Source organism: Microcoleus sp. Pol12A5 (assembly GCF_036701435.1).
Taxonomy (GTDB): domain Bacteria; phylum Cyanobacteriota; class Cyanobacteriia; order Cyanobacteriales; family Microcoleaceae; genus Microcoleus.
On sequence record NZ_JAUBQU010000120.1, the window covers coordinates 1 to 18,643 of the forward strand.

The window sequence follows — 18,643 nt, forward strand, 5'->3', positions numbered from 1 at the left end:
GACAAAATTTGAGTGACAATTGACATCCGATCGCTGAGTGAACTCTTCTATTTCAAATCTTCCAGCTTAATTCGAGGATCGACAGCTTTCAGCAGTAAATCTGCCAACAAATTCCCCACAATCAACATCGTCGCACCCATCATCAAACTTGCCATTACTAAATACAAATCTTGATTGTTCACCGCATCCAGAGTCAGCTTTCCCAAACCCGGCCAATTAAAGAAATATTCGGCAATAAACGCACCGCTCAACAAACTAGCAAACTCAAAACCCAATAGGGTAATTAACGGATTAACAGCATTTCGCAAAGCATGAATGTAAATTACTCGATCGTCCGGCAAACCTTTCGCCCGTGCTGTTCGGATATAATCTTGACGCAGCACGTCCAACAATTGTCCGCGCATCAATCTTTGCAAACCCGCAAAACCAGTAAGGCTGAGGGCGACAGTTGGCAAAATTAAGTGCCAGCCGTAATCGAGGATTTGACCCCACCAAGGTAAGTCTGCATGGTCAATACTTGTCATTCCTCCGACGGGAAACAGAGGCGAAGTATTCTGAGCAAAAAATAGCAGCAGCAACGCTGTGATAAAGCTCGGAAATCCCTGTCCCGTGTAGCTGACTACTTGCAGAACTCGATCGACTGTGCGGTTTTGATTGACGGCGGCGACAATTCCCAAGGGAATCGCGATCGCCCACGTCACCAACAAAGATGCGATCGCCATTAATAACGTCGCCGGTACCCGTTCCCACAGCAGCGAAGCTACGGATCGCTGATACACAAAACTCGTGCCAAAATTCCCCCGCGTCACAATTTGTTGCAGCCACAGCCAATACTGCACAATCGCTGGTTTATCTAAGCCGAACTGCTGTTCGAGTTGCTTGAGTGTCTCCGGCGAAATCTTCGGATTTTGGCTCAAAGTATCCAAGTAATTGCCCGGTGCTAGCTCAATAATTGCAAAACAAAGCATCGAAGCCAAAAATAGCGTTAAAAGTGCCTGCAACAGTCGCTTTAAAACATAAGTAAATGTCTCGTTGCCAAACAGAGAATTCAACGCTCGCCAATTCCGATTTAACTTAAGAGAAGTCATGCTATTTTAGATTTTAGATTTTAGATTTTAGATTTGTGAATGAGTGATAACTACCAGGTTGGGAGGGTGCCTACATTTGCATTATTTTTTATAACTGGTATCCTTAGTAAGATGTAGGGTGCGCACTGCGCACCTTACCACAACGAGTAATTAACAGTGAACTAACTAATATTCCACTAGCGTGACGATCGGCACATCGGGCAATTTCTGCCTGCCGCCCAAACCCTGCAATTCAATGATAAAAGCAAAACCGACAAGCTCGCAGCCAGCTTGCTCTAACAACTTAGCCGTCGCAGCCGCTGTTCCGCCAGTGGCGATTAAATCGTCCACAATCAGCACCCGGCTGCCGGATGTCATCGCATCTCGGTGCATCTCCAGTCGATCGACACCGTACTCCAACTCGTACTCAGCAAAATGAACCGCACCGGGTAGTTTCCCCGGTTTGCGGACAGGAATAAAGCCTATTCCCATTTTATAAGCCAAAGGCGCGCCAAAGATAAAGCCGCGCGATTCCATGCCCACCACATAGTCAGCAGACATTGCAGAGCATTTTTCGGCTAAGTTGTCAATGGTGTAACTGAGCCCTTGCGGGTCGCGCAGCAAAGTTGTAATGTCTCGAAACAGAATTCCCGGCTTGGGGAAATCAGGAATGTCGCGAATCAGAGATTTGAGATCCATAAGCTTGCAGATCGGCGTTGAGGGTAATGAGGCATCAAAAATGGTACAATAATAATGTCAATCGATTTTAAATTTTAGATTTTAGATTTTAGATTTTAGATTTTAGATTTACTATATGTAAACAAATGTCATAATTTCCTAACAACAGGGTTGAATATCAAGATTTGTCACCCTATGATCTAAAGTCAAAAATCTAATATCTAAAATCCAATGATTAAGTTGGCAGCACGAGTGGGTGAGGTTTCTCCTTCTATAACCTTGGCGATCGCCGCTAAGGCTAAAGCCATGAAGGCCGAAGGGATTGATGTCTGTAGTTTGAGTACGGGAGAACCAGACTTTGATACCCCCGAACACGTTAAAGCAGCGGCAAAACAAGCTTTAGACGAGGGGAAGACTAAGTACGGTCCTGTGGCTGGGGAACCGCAGTTAAAAGCTGCGATCGCCCGCAAACTCCGCGATGACAATAATCTCAACTATCAACCGGAAAATATCATTGTCACCAACGGTGGCAAGCATTCCCTCTACAATCTGATGATGGCTCTGATCGAGCCTGGAGAAGAAGTAATTATTCCGGCTCCCTACTGGCTAAGCTACCCAGAAATGGTGAAACTCGCCAGCGGCAAGCCAGTAATTGTACAGACTGATGCTTCTACAGGATATAAAATTACACCGGAACAACTGAGTCGAGCGATTACTCCCAAAACCAAGTTATTTGTACTGAATTCGCCCTCTAACCCGACGGGAATGGTTTATACTCCGGCGGAACTCAAAGCATTGGCCGAAGTGATAGTCGATCGAGATATTTTAGTCGTTGCTGACGAGATTTACGAAAAAATTATATATGACGGCGCTCAACACGTCAGCATCGGTTCCCTAGGCAAAGAAATCTTCGATCGCACCCTAATCAGCAGCGGTTTTGCTAAAGCTTACTCGATGACAGGCTGGCGAGTCGGTTATTTGGCCGGACCGATCGAATTAATCAAAGCTACCGGCACGATTCAAGGTCACAGTACCTCAAATGTGTGTACTTTTGCACAGTACGGGGCGATCGCAGCTTTGGAAAGCAGTCAAGAGTCTGTCGAAACAATGCGTCTAGCTTTTACCCAAAGGCGTCAGGTAATATTTGAATTACTCGATGCTATCCCTGGGATTAGCTGTATTAAACCAGACGGTGCTTTCTATATGTTTGTCAACATCAGCAAGACTGGATTGAATTCTCTGGAATTTTGCGACGCTTTCTTAGAACAGCAGCAAGTAGCCGTTATTCCGGGGATTGCTTTTGGTGCAGACGACCATATTCGCTTGTCTTACGCCACCGATTTAAGCACAATTAAAAAAGCTGTAGAAAGGCTGGATAAATTTGTCCGCAGCATCTAAAAATTAGTTAGTAGTCATTAGTCATTAGTCATTAGTCATTTGCTATTTGTTCTTGGTAGCCACTGACTAATTACCGATGGCTGTTGACTATTGACTGTTGACTGACTACTGCTGATTGTTGACTAATACCCATTTTAAAAAGTCTTGCTACAGTAATTGTCCTATAGCAATCCTTACAGGAGTCGTAAATTTTTTACCCCACCCCAGCTCTCCCCGAACCCGCGGTTCGGGAGTAAGAAATTCACAAATGATTTAGGATGGCTATATATAAATTATCGTTCATTCGCTCTTACCACCTGCCGGACACGGCAGTGCCGTTTCCTTACAGGCGATAGCTGATAATTGATATCTAGCACTACTTTTCAGAATTGGTATAACTACGGCTGACCAATGACCAATGATTAATGACTCATGACTGCTGACTAAAGCTGTTTCGTCATGATTTCTTTCAGCAAATCCAGCCCCTTCTTAACTCGCCGAGAAACAGTCACCGCACTGATACCCAACCGTTCAGCCGTTTCTTTCTGCGTCAAATCGTAGAGAAACACAAACTCCAATATCTCGCGAGTACGTTGTTCCAACATAGCCAAAGCTTGCTGTACGCGAATTTGATCCTCTTGCGCCAACTGAAAACTCCGATACTTGCTATCGGGAACCAATTCTCCCAGACAAGTCGCCCCCTCATCTTCATCTTGCATCGGCGCGTCCAAACTCAGAGGCGATCGGTTGAGATGGGCCAACTTAATTTCTTGCCATTCTTGCACAGAAACCTCAAGGACTGCTGCTACTTCAGCATCCGTAGGTTTGCGGTTTAACTGCACCTGCAAATCTTTGATTGCTGCGACTGATTTGCGTTCGAGGGACTGCCAATGGCGGGGAAATCGCACAGAAGGGCTTTTGTCCCGCAAGTAGTGTTGAATTTCACCCCGTATGTAGGGAATTGCAAAGGAACTAAAAGCGTGTCCCTTGGCGATATCAAACCGCTCGATCGCCCTGATCAACCCAATACACCCGACTTGCAGCAAATCGTCGTAGCTTTCACCGCACTGGTTTATCCAGTGATAAACTTCTTTTCTCACCAGCCCGATATTCAGTTTAACTAACTGATTGCGGGTTTCATTCGATCCCGAAAGTTGATACTCGCGCAACAATTGCAAATTTTCGCTTTTTAGCTCGTTCGGCACTGTGGTAGACATGGTGGCATAAGGGTGGGTAGAGCAGAGGACTGAGCTTGCTTTAGATCTAGTTTCCAATCTAGTCTAAAAAAATTCACTTTTAGGTAGTGTAATCCTAGCACTTAATAGGTGTGATAGCGGACACACCTGTTTAAATTTCGGAAGGTGCTGGGATTTAGCTGGATTATCCGAAAGTTTTTCGACAGAAGGCAGAACTTGATCCGGCAGAAGACCTTCGGCACAAGCCAGAATTTAACCGGAATTTTTTAAAAGTAAATGACAATTTTAAGGCTGTTTTAATACAATACTTTAATTAATTAAAAATGCCAAATAAATAACTTGGTATTCATGCAAATTAAATCATAAATTTAGTCATTAGTCAACAGTCCTAAGTTATGTTGCTCAAGACTGTTGGCTAATGAAGGGTGAGCAGTAGCTCTAGGGCAAAAAACTGCTCAAGTTCGATCGATCCTGAAACCCAATTTTATGACACAGAAGGCTCAATGCGAGCATAAAACAAACCCCGAATTTTCACGTCCAGAGCGGGTCTAGCTCCCAAATCAGTATCAGAAGGCTGCGTACTCTCAAAAATCCCGCCAATTTCGCCAGTGCCGCTGTTAACTTTAGCAACTTGGAGAGAAATTTTGCCCGCCTTGGCGCGAGTGTCAGCCACCTTAACATTAGCCCGCACGCGTTTGGAATTGTCACTAGCCGGAAGCGCCACAGCATTGTCGTAGCCAGTCGCTACCCCGCGAGCTTTAGGGTCTAAAAAGCCTGCGCTGCGGTAAGAAGGAACGTTAAACTCCCCTCGCAAATCGGTGGAAGTATTGATAGCAACCACTCCCGGTTCGGAACTGGCCACTAGCTGTTTAATGGTAAACAAGAAAGGTACTTGCTCTCCGCCCGGTAACTGAATCGTAATAGCTTGAAAATCCAAGCCGTCTTCTTCTGTGAAAGTCAGAGTACCGTCAGTATCGACCTTGAGCGTACCTTGAACTTGGTCAATGCTCGACGTGAACCGTGTCAGCAATTTACCAGGCACAAATTCCGCTTCTTGGCGTTTGTTTGCTGGTTCTTCCTTCACAAAATAAGTTGTAGGCTGCAAACACAAACCAGTCAGTTTATAGGTGGCGCCCGCTTCGATGGGGATCGATCCCCGAGAAGTTTCTGCCAAGCTAGGGCAGTTATTAGCCAAGCCAGTACCTCTAATCTGGTCGTAGGTGAGCAACTCGGTAGTCGCCACCGTCGTGTCAGGAGCAGAAGAACAAGCAACCAGCGCACTCATGCAAAATGCTAAAAGTGCAACAATTAAAGCACGATATTTCATTGCAAACCTCAATATCCAACATCGGATTATATTAAGAAAAAGCCCTACTTCGAGCAAAATATAATTGCCCGCCGGCAGGCTAGGCCAGCGCTTCGGGCAGCATTTAGATCCTGATCCCTCGCTTCACCGACACCGGCATTGACTCAAACAATCAAGCTAGTGCGGCGTGAAAATAAGCAAGAACTTATGATTTCTCAATCATGTTCCGATCGCAGCCCAATACACATGGTACGACGGGTGGTGCTCTTTTCCTGACTTGGACTGCAAATTAATATTGCTTAAGTCAACCTACTTAAGTTACTTTGCTTATGACCCCGAATGGCGATCGCGACTAGCTCGATTAGTCGGTTGACCAAAAGGCTGGGGACAAAGGCCTTGTAGATTTCAAAGGAAGCAGCGGTATGGACAACGGCAAAGATTTAGAGTCAGAAAATTTGCAGTCTCAAATGCAATCAGTGACAGAGGCGATTCGGACTTTAGCCGAAAATTGTCAGGGAGACAGCCTGCTGCTTTTGGCCCTGCTGCGGACACTGGAAGCTTCGCACCGGGAAATTCGCGACGGTTTGTTTCAAGCGTCTTTTCCCGACAACCGCCAAGCACTTTACAAACTGCTCAGGAATATTGAAGCCAATGGCGGCTGGCCTTACATCCACCGCATGAAACTTCGATCGCTCTTGGGGTACACCCAACAATTATCTCCCCTAGAAGATTCTCCAGCCGAGTCGCCAGAAGACTCGGCCGAAACTCCCCAGGATGTTAAATAGTTTTGAGTGATGAGTTTAGTGAGTTTTACATTAACTCATCACTCATCACGGAGCTGCGCGATCGCACCTAGAACCCGAAAGGTGTAGGAACAGGTGTAGGAAAAGGTATCGGGTTCGGCACCGCCGTCGGGAATATCGGCGTCTGACCCGGCATTGGCAATAGTCTGGGAGTCGGGGGAATCGAACTAATTGATAGCAGAGGCGAATCAGGCACGCTAACTGTCGGCGGAGTTGGAATCCTCGAAGAAGCAGTCGGAGTCGGGGTCGGTGCTGCTGTCGGCGTCGGAGTCGGTGCTGCTGTCGGCGTCGGAGTCGGTGCTGCTGTCGGAGTCGGGGTCGGTGCTGCTGTCGGAGTCGGGGTCGGTGCTGTTGTCGGAGTTGGAGTTGGCGTCGGGGTCGGTGCTGCTGTCGGAGTCGGAGTCGGAGTCGGAGTTGGAGTCGGCGTCGGAGTCGGCGTCGGAGTCGGAGTCGGAGTCGGCGTCGGAGTCGGCGTCGGAGTCGGAGTCGGAGTCGGAGTCGGAGTCGGAGTCGGAGTCGGCGTCTCAGTCGGAGTTGGAGTTAGAGTTGGATCTGTAGTTGTGCTGGTAACTGTAGTTGTAGTTGTAGTTGTAATGGTGGTTGGTCTGGGGGTAACTGTCCCAGTCACAGCGATAAAATCATTCGCCTCGATCAGAGCGGCCGGAGTGTCTGTCAAAATTGCTAAAAGCTTGCCATCGAGCGTCGTAATTACTGTATCCCTGACATTGGCACCGTTACCTTGGCGAACTTGCAGTTGAGCGAAAGATAAATTGCTCGGCAGTCCAAAGAAATCCTCCGTGTCATTGTAATCAGTAATTAAAGCCAAACTGCCAGGCCCGGCTCCCAATCCAAAGACATCGCTGCCGCTGCCGCCAATCAGAGTATCCGAACCCTCACCTCCGATCAGAGAATCATTACCCTCTGCCCCAAATAAATTGTCATTGCCGAAACCTCCCAAAATGGTATCGTCGCCGATACCTCCAGCCAAGGAGTCATCGCCAAAACCGCCGTCTATACCATCATTACCTTTGCCGCCAAACAGGAAGTCATTACCTTCATCTCCCAGTACCGAGTCGTCGCCTTCATCGCCGCGAAGGGTATCGGAACCGCTGCCGCCAAAAGCTGTATCGTCAGCCTTCCCACCGAATATCTGGTCATTACCAGCATCTCCGAAGAGCGAATCGTTGTCGGCATTGCCGTACAAAGTGTCGTCGCCGTCGCTGGCGGTCAAATAATCGTTGCCCTCAGCGCCCAACATTTGATCCCTACCACTGCCACCGTTGAGAGAATCGTTCCCAAAATTCCCGTAGAGAAAGTCATCATCAGCATTCCCGAACACGGAATCGTCGCCGTCATTCCCTGTGAGGGTGTCGTTGCCAGTACCCCCGGCAATCACATCAGAGCCTCCGTTGCCAAAAACTAAGTCGTCCCCAGCGTCTCCCACCACGCTGTCTATCCCGTCGTTGCCTTCGAGGATGTCGTTGCCCAAACCGCCGCGAATCGAGTCGTCGCCGTTCCCGCCGGAAGCAAAATCGCGCCCTTGGTTGCCAATGAGTTCGTCATTTCCTTCACCGCCAAGCAACGAATCTGCTCCGTCCGCTCCAAGAAGCTGGTCGTTGCCGCCGTCGCCCTCTAGGGTGTCATCTCCTCCCGCACCCAGGGGCGTGTCATCGCCATCTAAGGCGCGAATTCGATCGCCCAGCGGAGTTCCTAGAATAAAGTCGTTGCTGTCTGTGCCGATCAGGTTTGCCATACGGGATACACCGGTCCTCAATAAAATAAATTGTTTGAAATTATGTTAATCGCCTTCGTGACAAGGGATTGCTGCTTGCCTAGGTTAGCATAATTGAGATTTTGGCAATCTGCCGAAGGGGCGCTGGAAGTTTTGCTCGTGTCTGCAGTTGCGATCGGGGCTGGTATAATGCTCGATCGGCAATCTAATTTCGTTATTATGGATTTTTTTAAATAGAAATTAGTCGAGCGGACTCAAGAAAGTCAATCGATTTTAGATTTTATATTTTAGATTAAAGAATTGAAGCATTGACCCCACGGATAAATTCGGAGGCTGGTTTTTCGATACAGATTTTTTATTTTTTCGTCCTGAGTCTGCGAAGGAATGAATCCGGGGGCTTGTATCCTGGATTCTCTCGGTCAAACTCGACCAAGGAAATAAGCAAGAAGGAAAAAGGAATAACTTTTGTCATTCTTCCTCCTCAAACTTTTACTTCAGATACCAGTTTAAAAAAATGCAACTGTAGGTCCGACTTCCCCATCATTAAATCATCTTTCCTTGCCAGTTATTCAGTCTCAAATCTCCAATAATGAAGAATATCTTCTACTTTTATTCAGTAATAGGTAACACTATCTCAAATTCACTTCCTTCCCCCAATGTAGAATTAACGTGAATTGCACCGCCATGTTTTTCGACAACGATAGACTTAGCGATCGCCAATCCCAATCCCGTTCCTTTCCCGACTGCTTTGGTTGTAAATAACTGGTCAAATATCTTTTCTTTGACCGATTTATTCATGCCACTACCATTATCGGCAATGGCAATTTTTACTAACTGATTTTCCACCGATGTTTGAATGATAATTCGATTGGGATGAGCCTTGATTTCTGTTATAGTTCGCCCGGCATTGGATTCGTCCAAAGCATCGATCGCATTAGCTATAATATTCATAAATACTTGATTTATTTGTCCCGGCAAACACTCGACCATCGGTAAATCTCCATAGTTGGTAATCACTTCAATGGCAGGACGTTTGTGATTAGCTTTGAGGCGATGTTTGAGAATTAAAAGCGTACTATCAATGCCTTCATGAATGTTGAAAGGAACTTTATAATCTCGATCCGCACGCGAGAAAGTGCAGAGGCTGGTACTGATATTTTGCAGCCTTTCACAGGCCATAGACATGGAATCCATTATCTTAGGTAAGTCTTCCAAGGTATATTCCAGATCGATTTCTTCGGCATGGTCGATAATTGGCTCGCTCTGGTTGGGGAAAGTTTCTTGATAGAGTTGCAAGTGTTCGAGCAACTCGGCAATCGTAGGTTTAGTTTCTTGGAGACTGGCAGCAATAAAGCCAAGGGGGTTATTCATTTCATGCGCCACACCAGCTACTAAATTACCTAAAGCCGACATTTTCTCACTTTGGACGATTTGTAATTGGGCGTTTTGCAAGTTGTGTAATGCTTGTTCTAATTCCACTGATTTTTGCTCGAAGGCAAGTTCTGCAATTTTGCGATCGCTAATATCCATCATCACGCCATCCCAGACGATCGAGCCGTCGGCCTGCCGTTCCGGTCGTGATGCCGCCTGCACCCATTTCACAGTGCCAGAGGTCGTAATAATGCGCCATTCCTGCTCAAAAGGCGTGAGAGTCTCGGCAGAATGGATGAACGCCTCAGTCAGAGATCGGCGATCGTCTGGATGCTCGAGCATCCGAAAATTTGTGATGCCTGCCAAGAAATCTTGGGGTGACACTTCATATAGAGCGGCGCAGCCTGGACTAACGTAGGGAATTGAAACAGAACCATCAGGAGCCAGGCAAATCTGGTAAATTATGCCAGGAAGATTATCCACTAGCTTTTGAAAGCGGGCTTTGCTGGCACGCAGTTCTACTAGCATTTGTTGGGCTTGTTCGTAAAATCGGGCATTTTCTAGGGAAATTGCGACTTGAGCGCAAAGTAGATTCAGGAGTTCGACGCGATCGCTCGTAAATGCTCCTATTGCTAAACTATTTTCCAGATATAAAATGCCCATCAACTTGCCTTGATGCAAAATCGGACTGCACAAGATACTCTTCGGCTGCTGGCGCATGATATACGGATCGTTGGCTAAAGTAGGATCTGCTGTCGCATTCACCAGCACAACAGCCTGATTGTTGTGCTTAACTTTGTAAATTAGCTTTAGGGGAATTTCCTGACTCTCCTCAATAGGAATCCTCTGCAACACAACTGGGTTTCTTCCCTTGTTAATTGAGCCTTTAATTAGCAAGCGCTCGTCTCGTAGCAGTGTTAATACGCATTTATCTGCCCCCGCATTTTCGATGACAATGGAAAGCAACGATGAAAGCAGTTTGGACAGTTCGATTTCGCTGGAGATAGCTTGGGAAGCTTTGAGAATGGTAGCTAAATCTAAAGCCACAGAGGCACTGCTGCTAGAAGTAGCCGAACTGGTGGATGTAACAGTCCCCAAGGCGAAAATAGTTTCGTTAGTGGAAAGAGTACAACGAGTTTGCTGTAATACGGGAGCAAGTAATTGGGGATAGCGTTTGTCTAAATCAGCGACTTTGGCTTTTGCACCCCAACGAGCATAGCCATAGTAAGCTTCAATCGCGTATTCTTGAGCGATGCGCTGTTTATTCCATTGTAAGTAAAACTTTCCTGCTAGTTCGTTGGCGAGGGCTTCTTCGTTGATGAATTGATGTTCTCTAGCAAGATTTATGGCTCGGTCATAACACTCACTGGCTGCGACTTTTTCACCCAAAACTCGATGGCGTTCGGCTTCAACTAAATACCATTTATGCAAGTGGTTCATCGTGGCATAGTGCGCCCACTGGTGCAGAATCGTTTGATGGGTGGCAGCAACAGCAAGCAGTTCGGCTTGCTCCGGTTCTGGTTGGGTAGGGAAGAGTGCTAGATAAGTTAGCGCGGCATAAAAATGGAAAATAGGAACAAAAATCGATCCCGATACTGCCATTAAACACGGTTTCGCTTGGTCGATATAGTTGCGTGCATCTGCATAATTACCAAAGTAGTAAGCAAGCAGCAGTTTGTAGATGTAAGCTTGCGCCATCGCTGTTAAATCATTATCCTGCTGGTGCTTAGTTAGCATCAACGTTTCATTATAGGAATTGCCGATCAAGCAATATGGTTGACTGACTAATTCAATCAAGTTTTCTGCTGCTTGTTTGCCTAAATTTACATATACTCGAGCAGATTCTTGTTTCACCTGAGCCAATGCCACACTATAATCAGCCATGTCTTGAATAAAACTATTCAGTTCTTCACCGCTAAAAAACCTGCCATTACTGTGACCACCGAGAGCAAAACCAGCGTGTAAAAAATCTCCAGTTTCTATGCCAGCATAGTAAGCTGCTTTCAGAGTCGGGATTGTGGCACCCAAGCGCTCTTGGTAATGTTGAATAAAGCAACCAAATAGAGACATAACACCGGATTTAATTTTTTTTATATTAAGTTTTTCCAGTAAATTTAGAGCCAATTTACCAAAAGCATAGCCTGCGGAAGGATCTTCCAAGAAAGCACACAATACCATGCCGTGAATACCGTACCCAGTTGTTGATGCCACGGTATTGCCGGATCGAAGAGATAAATTCACCATCATCGAACTCAGTAAGGGCAATAAACCGGGCATTCCTTGGATAATGGGTGAAAACAACATTGCCATCAATTCCATTGCGGCTCGATCGGTAGGATCGGTCATTAATGGCAGATTTATCAAGTCTTCAATTTTTCTACCTTCGAGTTGGGTAGCAAGGCTTTGTAGCATTATGCTAGTCTTAGCTGGATCGGGTTCTGTAGGCAGTTCAAGCCCCAATTGCTCTAATGCTTTTCTGCCAATAGCGATCGCCTCCAACACATTACTTTGTACAACTTGCGCTGCAATTTGAATTTCGTAAATTTTGATTTTGTCTAAAATCGTTTGAGCCGAGCGCAACATAATTGTTGCTATCTGTTCCATCCCCTCAAAGTCACTATTCAAATAACTAGCTTCAGCCGCAGCAATATGGAGGTTTAAAGCTAATTCATACTGACTTTGCCAACAGTTTATTTGTAGTAGATCGATGCCTGTTTGAAAATATGTTATTGCTGCCGCGTATGCTATAGAATTTCTCGCCTTACCTCCAGCTTTTAAATTTAGTTGAGCTAACATTTCTTGTTCTCTCGGTTCAGTAATTAACTTAATTCCTTTATTCAAATGCTCGACAATATCAAACAGTTTTTCCTCTTGTTCTATTTGTAATAAATTTTTGCGAAGTAATTGTCCGATTTTGAGATGAGTTGCTTGTTTTTGAGAATCGGGAATCAGCGAATAAGCCGCTTGCTGTACTCGGTCATGTAAAAATTTATATCGTGCGAATTGTTTAGTGGTATTTCCCTTCTCTAGCGTTAATTTATCGCCATCATTTTCTTGATAAAATTTATAAAGATCACTAATAGGTAAAATTAATCCTTCTTGTAAAGTTTTCCACAACTCAGCAGCAGTTTCTATCTCGGACTGTTCCGAAACAATTGCCAAAATCGCTAGATCGAACTGATTACCAACACAAGCGGCTAATTTTAATACATTTTGAGTCGATCGCGGCAATTTTTGTAATTGCAATGCTATAAAGGATACAACATGATCTGTAAGCACCTGCTGGTTAACTTGGATAATATCGCATTGCCAGCAGCCTGATTCAAAATTGAATTGAATGAGATTGTCTTGATGTAATGCTTTAAGAAACTGAGTAGCAAATAAGGGATTTCCTTTGGTTCTTTGATAAATCAGTTGAGAAATATTACCTGCCAACTTTTTTGAGCATTTCAGGGTGTCAGCAACTAAGTGATTCACTGTGACTTGACTCAATGGTACTAAAGTAATCGTATTAATCGTTGCTTGTTTTTTTTGTATCTCGCCCAAAGTCAACATCAATGGATGTCCGGGGTTGACTTCATTATCGCGGTATGCACCAATTAATAACAGATATCCCGTATCAGCCATGAGGAGCTGCATTAAGTTCAGCGATGCCAAATCTGCCCATTGTAAATCATCTAAAAACATCACTAAGGGATGTGAGGCATTGGTAAAGACTTGGATAAATTTTTGAAACAATAAATTAAATCTATTTTGTGCTGGTGTTCCCGATAATTCTGGAGCTGGTGGTTGTTGACCGATAATTATTTCTAGTTCGGGGATGACTTCAATAACAACTTGTCCGCTGTCACCGAGGGCTTCTAAAATCTTAGTTTTCCATTGTTTGATTTGGGCATCGCTTTCACTTACCAATTGCCCCATTAAATCCCGAAAGGCTTGCACGAAGGCACTTAAAGGAATGTTACGCTGAAATTGATCGTATTTGCCTTTGATAAAATAACCGCGTTGGCGCACGATCGGTTTATGCACTTCGTTAACTACTGCTGTTTTACCAATCCCAGAAAAGCCAGCTACCAGCATCATTTCTGTTGCGCCTTGACTAACTCGCTCAAATGCTTGCAGCAGTATTGATACTTCAGCTTCTCGTCCGTAAAGTTTTTCGGGAATGAGGAAGCGATCGCTCACATCTCTTTGCCCAATTTCAAAACTCTGAATTTCCCCAGTTTCTTTAAGCCGATCTAAACATTTTTCTAGATCGGTTTTCAGTCCTAAAGCACTTTGATAGCGGTCTTCCGCATTTTTTGCCATCAATTTGCTGAGAATCTCTGAAAGTACATATGGAATTTGTGGGTTGATTTCGTGTACTAAGGGTGCTGCTTCGGCGATATGGCAATGTACTAACTCCATCGGGTCATTTGATTGAAATGGCAACTCTCCTGTCAGTAATTCGTAGAAGGTGACACCAACTGAATAAAAATCAGTCCGGTAGTCAATTCCCCGGTTCATTCTGCCAGTTTGTTCGGGAGAAATGTAAGCAAGTGTCCCTTCTAAAACATTAGGATTAAGCAGGGTTTGGGTTTCTCGTGGCAATAAAGATGCAATACTAAAGTCGATTAATTTGATTTGTTTGGTTTGCGGGTTAATTAAAATGTTGCTGGGTTTGAGGTCTTTGTGAATGATGCGTTCTCGGTAGAGAATATTTAAGGTGTGGCATAGTGCGATCGCCATTTGTAAAAACTCGCTTAAATTGAGTAGAGTTTCCCCTTGTTGAGTCCATTCTTTGAGCGAAATTCCCCCGAAGTCTTCCATTACCAGCGCATAGCTGTTTTGGTAGGCTTCTAAGCTGTATGTTTGGATGATTCCGGGCAAGTTGAGGTTTTTGGCGATCGTATATTGATTCCGAAATTGCACGAGTTCGCTAAAGGTGGGATACTCGCTATGCAAGACTTTAATCGCGACGGGCACTTTGTCCTGAATACGGAAAGCTCGATAAACTTGGGTGCGAGTTCCTGAGTAAATGCGCTCGAGCGTTTGATAACCTCTCAATGTAAAATTTTGAGTTTTCATATTTTTATTATCGGCCTCATGGGCGGGCTGTTTGTAGCTTAACAGAAGAAAAGATAGTTTCCAACTCCTGTGATATTTAAGTATCATTAATATGATCTAAATCGCTGGCAATTGTGATTTAGGTCACGCCAAATTTCCTTTTTTAAAATAAACCAATCCACTTTTATTTAAAAATTAAATAGCCTCATCCATATTGGAATAGTGAATAATAAACTAACGCAGCCGAGGCCGATCGCAGTTACGGCTAATTCGCGATCGAGATTGAAAGCTTCTGCCAGCAATGTAGTACCAAAAGCAGGAGGCATTGCCATTTGCAGCACTAGCACAAGTCGGGGCGCGCCCGTGATCCCAAAAAATGTTAATCCCGTTCCAATTACCAAGGGAATAAACAACATTTTAATCCCCAGACAAGCCAAAACTTGTTTGAGGTTGTGCAAGGAATTCAACTTGCTCAACTGCATCCCGATCGTAATTAAAGATAAAGTAATTACAGTCCAAGCGCCTGTTGTTAACAATTCTGCGATAGGTACCGACAGTGGCAAGCTGCGCGAGACAAATCCTAAACCAAAAGCCCACAGTGCCGGATTCAGAAAAATTGCCCGCACCGGACCTAACCAACTCTGAGGGCGATCGCTTTTACCGCAGTGAGAAGCAATAGCAACTCCCAGTATATTGATTGCCATGGTAGTGCCTAGCAAGTCGTAAAACAACGCCCAGGCAAAGTGTTCCGAGCCTAATAAGGACAACGTGACGGGAATGCCTAAATAACCCGTATTACCCACCATCGTTGCCAATAAGAAGCTGCCTTGAGCGGGCAAACTCCAAGCAGTAGTGTGTTCCGGGCTATTTTGGGCGATCGGATTAAGAGTCTTAAAACGTTCCTCGCCGACAACAAAATTTATCAAAATCCAAGCGAGTCCTCCACCTGCTAGAATGGCCGCCCAAGCTATTAGCGGCGCCATCCAAATAGCGCCCGACAAATTGGCACGGCGGATAAAAGCAACAATGCTCAATGGCGTGCCAAAGAAGAAAATAAACTTGGCTAAATATGTAGAATAGCTTCTCGGTAGCAGGCGGCCGAGAATGAATCCGAACGCCACCCATGCGAACACATTTAGATAAAGTTTGAGCAGCGGATTTTCTAAATAAAGCATGATTTAGTAAATATTTACTAAATATTTACGCAGATCCACTACTTTTGCCAAAAAAGCCCACCTTTAGCCTACCGCCGCAGTTTTCCCTGGCAGCGCAGCCCTAAATATTAATGCTTATTCAGCCTCGCAGATAATTTTCCACACAGGCCTTGACAGGGAGCATCTCACTTTTGCAGAAAAGCTAGAAATCTAAGTTTTGAGGCAGGAGGCAGAAGGCAGGAGGCAGGGGGAAAGAGGGAGAAGGAAGGAGCCAGAAGAAGTGTTTTTACAAATATGAGATGCTCCCCCTTGACATCCCCAGAAGCGCGTGTCATGATTAAGTTGAGGAATAAGTCAACATAGGTGAAAACTATGGCACGGCAAGCAAAACAATCATCTCAAGCCAAAAGTTCCAGCAGCCAAGCAGCCTCGAATACTCGCACCAAATTTACCCTCTACAATTTTGCCGGAAACGCAAAGGCATTTTATCTAGTCGATCGCATTAATTTAGAAAGAAAGCCCGGCGATATCCCAGAAAAATCCGTCGCTCACAGCATCATCATCATCGACCGTTCCGGCTCAATGTATTATGACTTAGAACCGCTGAAAGAAACCCTAATCAAGCTTTTGACCTTAGACGAATACAACAATTACCAGCTAATTGTCAGCCTGATTTCCTATGCTAGCAATGGGGACGTAATTTGTCATTTCCAGCGAATTCCCATTCAAGAAGTGCTGAAGTTTGACTCTCAATATATCAAAGAAATTCAAAAAATCCACACGGCTGGCTGTACCTGCATATCGCAGTCGATGCAACTCGCTAAATCTCTGGTTAAAGCGGGAGAAATGACAGCGATCAATTTGCACACCGACGGCTATGCAAATGACCCCAGTGCCAATTCGGAAGCTGCAAAAATCGGGGAAATCTGCGAAGAACTCAAAGGCATGGATGTGTTTGCCAACACGATATCCTATGCCTGTGCTGATTTCAAACTTCTCTCCAAAATCGCCAACACATTATCGGGAAATTGCATCCGCGCTGGCGAAGTCAAAATGGTTTATGATGCTCTTTACGACAGCACAAAACTGTTAGGCAGTTCCGTTGCACCTCCGCTGGAAGAACCGTTAATTAAGGAATACGATTATCAAGTTTTTGTTTCCAAAAGTGGCAAGAAAATTAACGGTTCATCGAGCACGCTGAAAATCTGCGGGCTGAAAGCAGACGATCGGGGACTTTTTTACAAATATCAGAAAGTCGCGAAAGATGAGTATGACAAACTAGATGTTCCCGTTGCTCAAACTGATGAGTCGGTGTTTGCTTTTGCGAAAGCTAACCTCGCTGACGGCAATTTAAATACGGCTAAATATGCGCTGGCGAGCACCTTCGACGCTACTTTGACGGAAAAACACGTTAAAGCTTTGACAAATGCCCAAATAGCGGAGTTTACGGAAGATTTGGAACAGGCTGTTTTTGCGCCTGATGTGTTGAAAAATCATGAAATTGGCGATCGGGTAAAAGTCAGCGATAAAATTTCCCTGCTGGAGTTGATCGAGATATTCGAGGAAAACAGCAACAGCATCATCATCAACTTGAAACATTTGCAAGAAAATTATCAGCGAAAAGGTTTGAAGCGACTTGAGGGAAAGCGAGACGAAAACGGCAACCTTGTCAAGCCTTGGCTGAAAACTGAATTCTTAGATGGTGGCGAATACGTGCAAATGGGTTCATTTGCCATCAATCAAAATACCGCTACCATCAATATGCTGATTACCCGGAAAGCTAAGCTGGTAAAAGTTGAGGATGAAACTTTAATCGCAGAAGTGGCGGGAATTCTAGTTACCGACCTCAATACTTTCAACAATTATACCATTGTCAGCGACGGCGAATTTAATATTAAGTCGCTGCGAACAAAAATCAGCAGCAAACCAGTGTTTGATTTGCTCAAAAAATGCGGTGTTCTTGAAAAAGACGGTTCGCCCGTGCAAGAATTTGACTTCCGTTCAGAGTACGATATTAAGTTAGAGACTTTGCCCCTCGTGCCTTTTGACGGGCGTTACGGCAGCCTTGACGGAGTGTTTGAGGAACTCGCAGAAATCAAAATTCTCTCTAGCATTCTCTCGGCTCATTTGAAGGAAGAATCCGAGGCTTACACTGCCGAACAATTGGAAGAATTGAAACAGCATTATCTGTCAAAAAACCTTTACATCAACTTTCCGACGACGACGGAATACACAGATTTAAAAAGTGCGATCGCCAACGGTTCAGTAGATTCGCGAGTCAGCTACAAAATCGACATCGGCAGCAAAAACATCCTCAACTTCGGCAAGTTGCACTCTGCCAACAAATTTCTCGATCGCCTTTATGAAGTTTACCACAAAAACACGGGCGAAAAGCTAGCAAAACCGACATTTGACATCACGTTAGATGAGCCTGTTGTCTTCGCACACAAAACGCTGTCATCCCGAACAAAAATCACCAAAGTTGACGACTTGATGAAACTGATTTTTGATGAGTTTTTGGGGTTGGAGAATAACGGAATTGTTAGCGTTACTTTAGCCAAAGTGGGTGCAGATAGTTTGCTGCGCCTTTTGCAAGCGAAATGGCAGGGAGAAGATGTGAAGCGAGAGGAGTTTGTCGCTGCTTTAGCTAATGCCAACGAGCGACTGGAAGCTTATGCTGAAAAAGTGTACAGGGAAAAAGTTTCACCGCTGGTTTTCTATATCGGTTCTACCGGACTTATCCCGGATGAAATGGAGGCAAAAGCGGCGACTGCTGAGGAAATTAATTCTAAATACGGCAACTTGCAATTTTCTAAAGATGAGCAAGAGGGGATGTTTTTTGAAGTGGGAGACTGCATTATTAGCGTGTATGCTAAGAATGAGTATTTCACGGTAGGGAAGTAGGAATTAGGG

Annotated in this window: 10 protein-coding genes; 3 read left to right on the forward strand and 7 right to left on the reverse strand. The window is 44.9% G+C overall.

What is annotated here, in order from left to right:
- Positions 1–47: 47 nt before the first annotated feature.
- Both QUA45_RS23265 and QUA45_RS23270 read right to left on the reverse strand, forming a co-directional pair.
- On the reverse strand, positions 48–1,088 hold the full coding sequence (locus QUA45_RS23265) for an ABC transporter permease (protein ID WP_333222234.1): 1,041 nt from the start codon (positions 1,086–1,088) through the stop codon (positions 48–50).
- Positions 1,089–1,253: 165 nt separating this feature from the next.
- The gene (locus QUA45_RS23270; protein ID WP_333094170.1) at positions 1,254–1,766 is read right to left on the reverse strand and encodes an adenine phosphoribosyltransferase; all 513 of its coding nucleotides are present in this window, start codon (positions 1,764–1,766) and stop codon (positions 1,254–1,256) included.
- A 210-nt stretch (positions 1,767–1,976) separates the two neighbouring features.
- On the opposite strand from QUA45_RS23270, the gene QUA45_RS23275 reads away from it, so the two are divergent.
- Entirely contained in the window at positions 1,977–3,143 is a 1,167-nt protein-coding gene (locus QUA45_RS23275) for a pyridoxal phosphate-dependent aminotransferase (RefSeq protein WP_333222235.1), read from the forward strand.
- A gap of 422 nt (positions 3,144–3,565) precedes the next feature.
- On the opposite strand, the gene QUA45_RS23280 is transcribed toward QUA45_RS23275, so the two are convergent.
- Both QUA45_RS23280 and QUA45_RS23285 read right to left on the reverse strand, forming a co-directional pair.
- The gene (locus QUA45_RS23280) at positions 3,566–4,339 is read right to left on the reverse strand and encodes an RNA polymerase sigma factor SigF (protein ID WP_333094166.1); all 774 of its coding nucleotides are present in this window, start codon (positions 4,337–4,339) and stop codon (positions 3,566–3,568) included.
- A 463-nt stretch (positions 4,340–4,802) separates the two neighbouring features.
- The gene (locus QUA45_RS23285; RefSeq protein ID WP_333094165.1) at positions 4,803–5,645 is read right to left on the reverse strand and encodes a photosystem II manganese-stabilizing polypeptide; all 843 of its coding nucleotides are present in this window, start codon (positions 5,643–5,645) and stop codon (positions 4,803–4,805) included.
- A 401-nt stretch (positions 5,646–6,046) separates the two neighbouring features.
- Here QUA45_RS23285 and QUA45_RS23290 point away from each other — a divergent pair, with 401 nt between their 5' ends.
- The gene (locus tag QUA45_RS23290; RefSeq protein ID WP_333069282.1) at positions 6,047–6,409 is read left to right on the forward strand and encodes a hypothetical protein; all 363 of its coding nucleotides are present in this window, start codon (positions 6,047–6,049) and stop codon (positions 6,407–6,409) included.
- Between the two features lie 67 nt (positions 6,410–6,476).
- On the opposite strand, the gene QUA45_RS23295 is transcribed toward QUA45_RS23290, so the two are convergent.
- The 3 genes from QUA45_RS23295 to QUA45_RS23305 form a co-directional block, all read right to left on the reverse strand.
- Complete coding sequence (locus QUA45_RS23295) at positions 6,477–8,180, reverse strand: calcium-binding protein (protein ID WP_333222236.1); 1,704 nt, start codon at positions 8,178–8,180, stop codon at positions 6,477–6,479.
- A 588-nt stretch (positions 8,181–8,768) separates the two neighbouring features.
- On the reverse strand, positions 8,769–14,597 hold the full coding sequence (locus tag QUA45_RS23300) for an AAA family ATPase (RefSeq protein ID WP_333222237.1): 5,829 nt from the start codon (positions 14,595–14,597) through the stop codon (positions 8,769–8,771).
- A gap of 167 nt (positions 14,598–14,764) precedes the next feature.
- Entirely contained in the window at positions 14,765–15,751 is a 987-nt protein-coding gene (locus QUA45_RS23305; protein WP_333222238.1) for an AEC family transporter, read from the reverse strand.
- Between the two features lie 351 nt (positions 15,752–16,102).
- On the opposite strand from QUA45_RS23305, the gene QUA45_RS23310 reads away from it, so the two are divergent.
- A complete protein-coding gene (locus QUA45_RS23310; RefSeq protein WP_333222239.1) occupies positions 16,103–18,634 on the forward strand; it encodes a vWA domain-containing protein in 2,532 nt (843 codons plus the stop codon).
- Positions 18,635–18,643 lie beyond the last annotated feature (9 nt).

What these genes read in the sequence shown, in the direction of transcription:
- QUA45_RS23265 (WP_333222234.1), bottom strand. Translation starts at nt 1,088, where the DNA reads ATGACTTCTCTTAAGTTAAATCGGAATTGGCGAGCGTTGAATTCTCTG.
- QUA45_RS23270 (WP_333094170.1), bottom strand. Translation starts at nt 1,766, where the DNA reads ATGGATCTCAAATCTCTGATTCGCGACATTCCTGATTTCCCCAAGCCG.
- QUA45_RS23275 (WP_333222235.1), top strand. Translation starts at nt 1,977, where the DNA reads ATGATTAAGTTGGCAGCACGAGTGGGTGAGGTTTCTCCTTCTATAACC.
- QUA45_RS23280 (WP_333094166.1), bottom strand. Translation starts at nt 4,339, where the DNA reads ATGTCTACCACAGTGCCGAACGAGCTAAAAAGCGAAAATTTGCAATTG.
- QUA45_RS23285 (WP_333094165.1), bottom strand. Translation starts at nt 5,645, where the DNA reads ATGAAATATCGTGCTTTAATTGTTGCACTTTTAGCATTTTGCATGAGT.
- QUA45_RS23290 (WP_333069282.1), top strand. Translation starts at nt 6,047, where the DNA reads ATGGACAACGGCAAAGATTTAGAGTCAGAAAATTTGCAGTCTCAAATG.
- QUA45_RS23295 (WP_333222236.1), bottom strand. Translation starts at nt 8,180, where the DNA reads ATGGCAAACCTGATCGGCACAGACAGCAACGACTTTATTCTAGGAACT.
- QUA45_RS23300 (WP_333222237.1), bottom strand. Translation starts at nt 14,597, where the DNA reads ATGAAAACTCAAAATTTTACATTGAGAGGTTATCAAACGCTCGAGCGC.
- QUA45_RS23305 (WP_333222238.1), bottom strand. Translation starts at nt 15,751, where the DNA reads ATGCTTTATTTAGAAAATCCGCTGCTCAAACTTTATCTAAATGTGTTC.
- QUA45_RS23310 (WP_333222239.1), top strand. Translation starts at nt 16,103, where the DNA reads ATGGCACGGCAAGCAAAACAATCATCTCAAGCCAAAAGTTCCAGCAGC.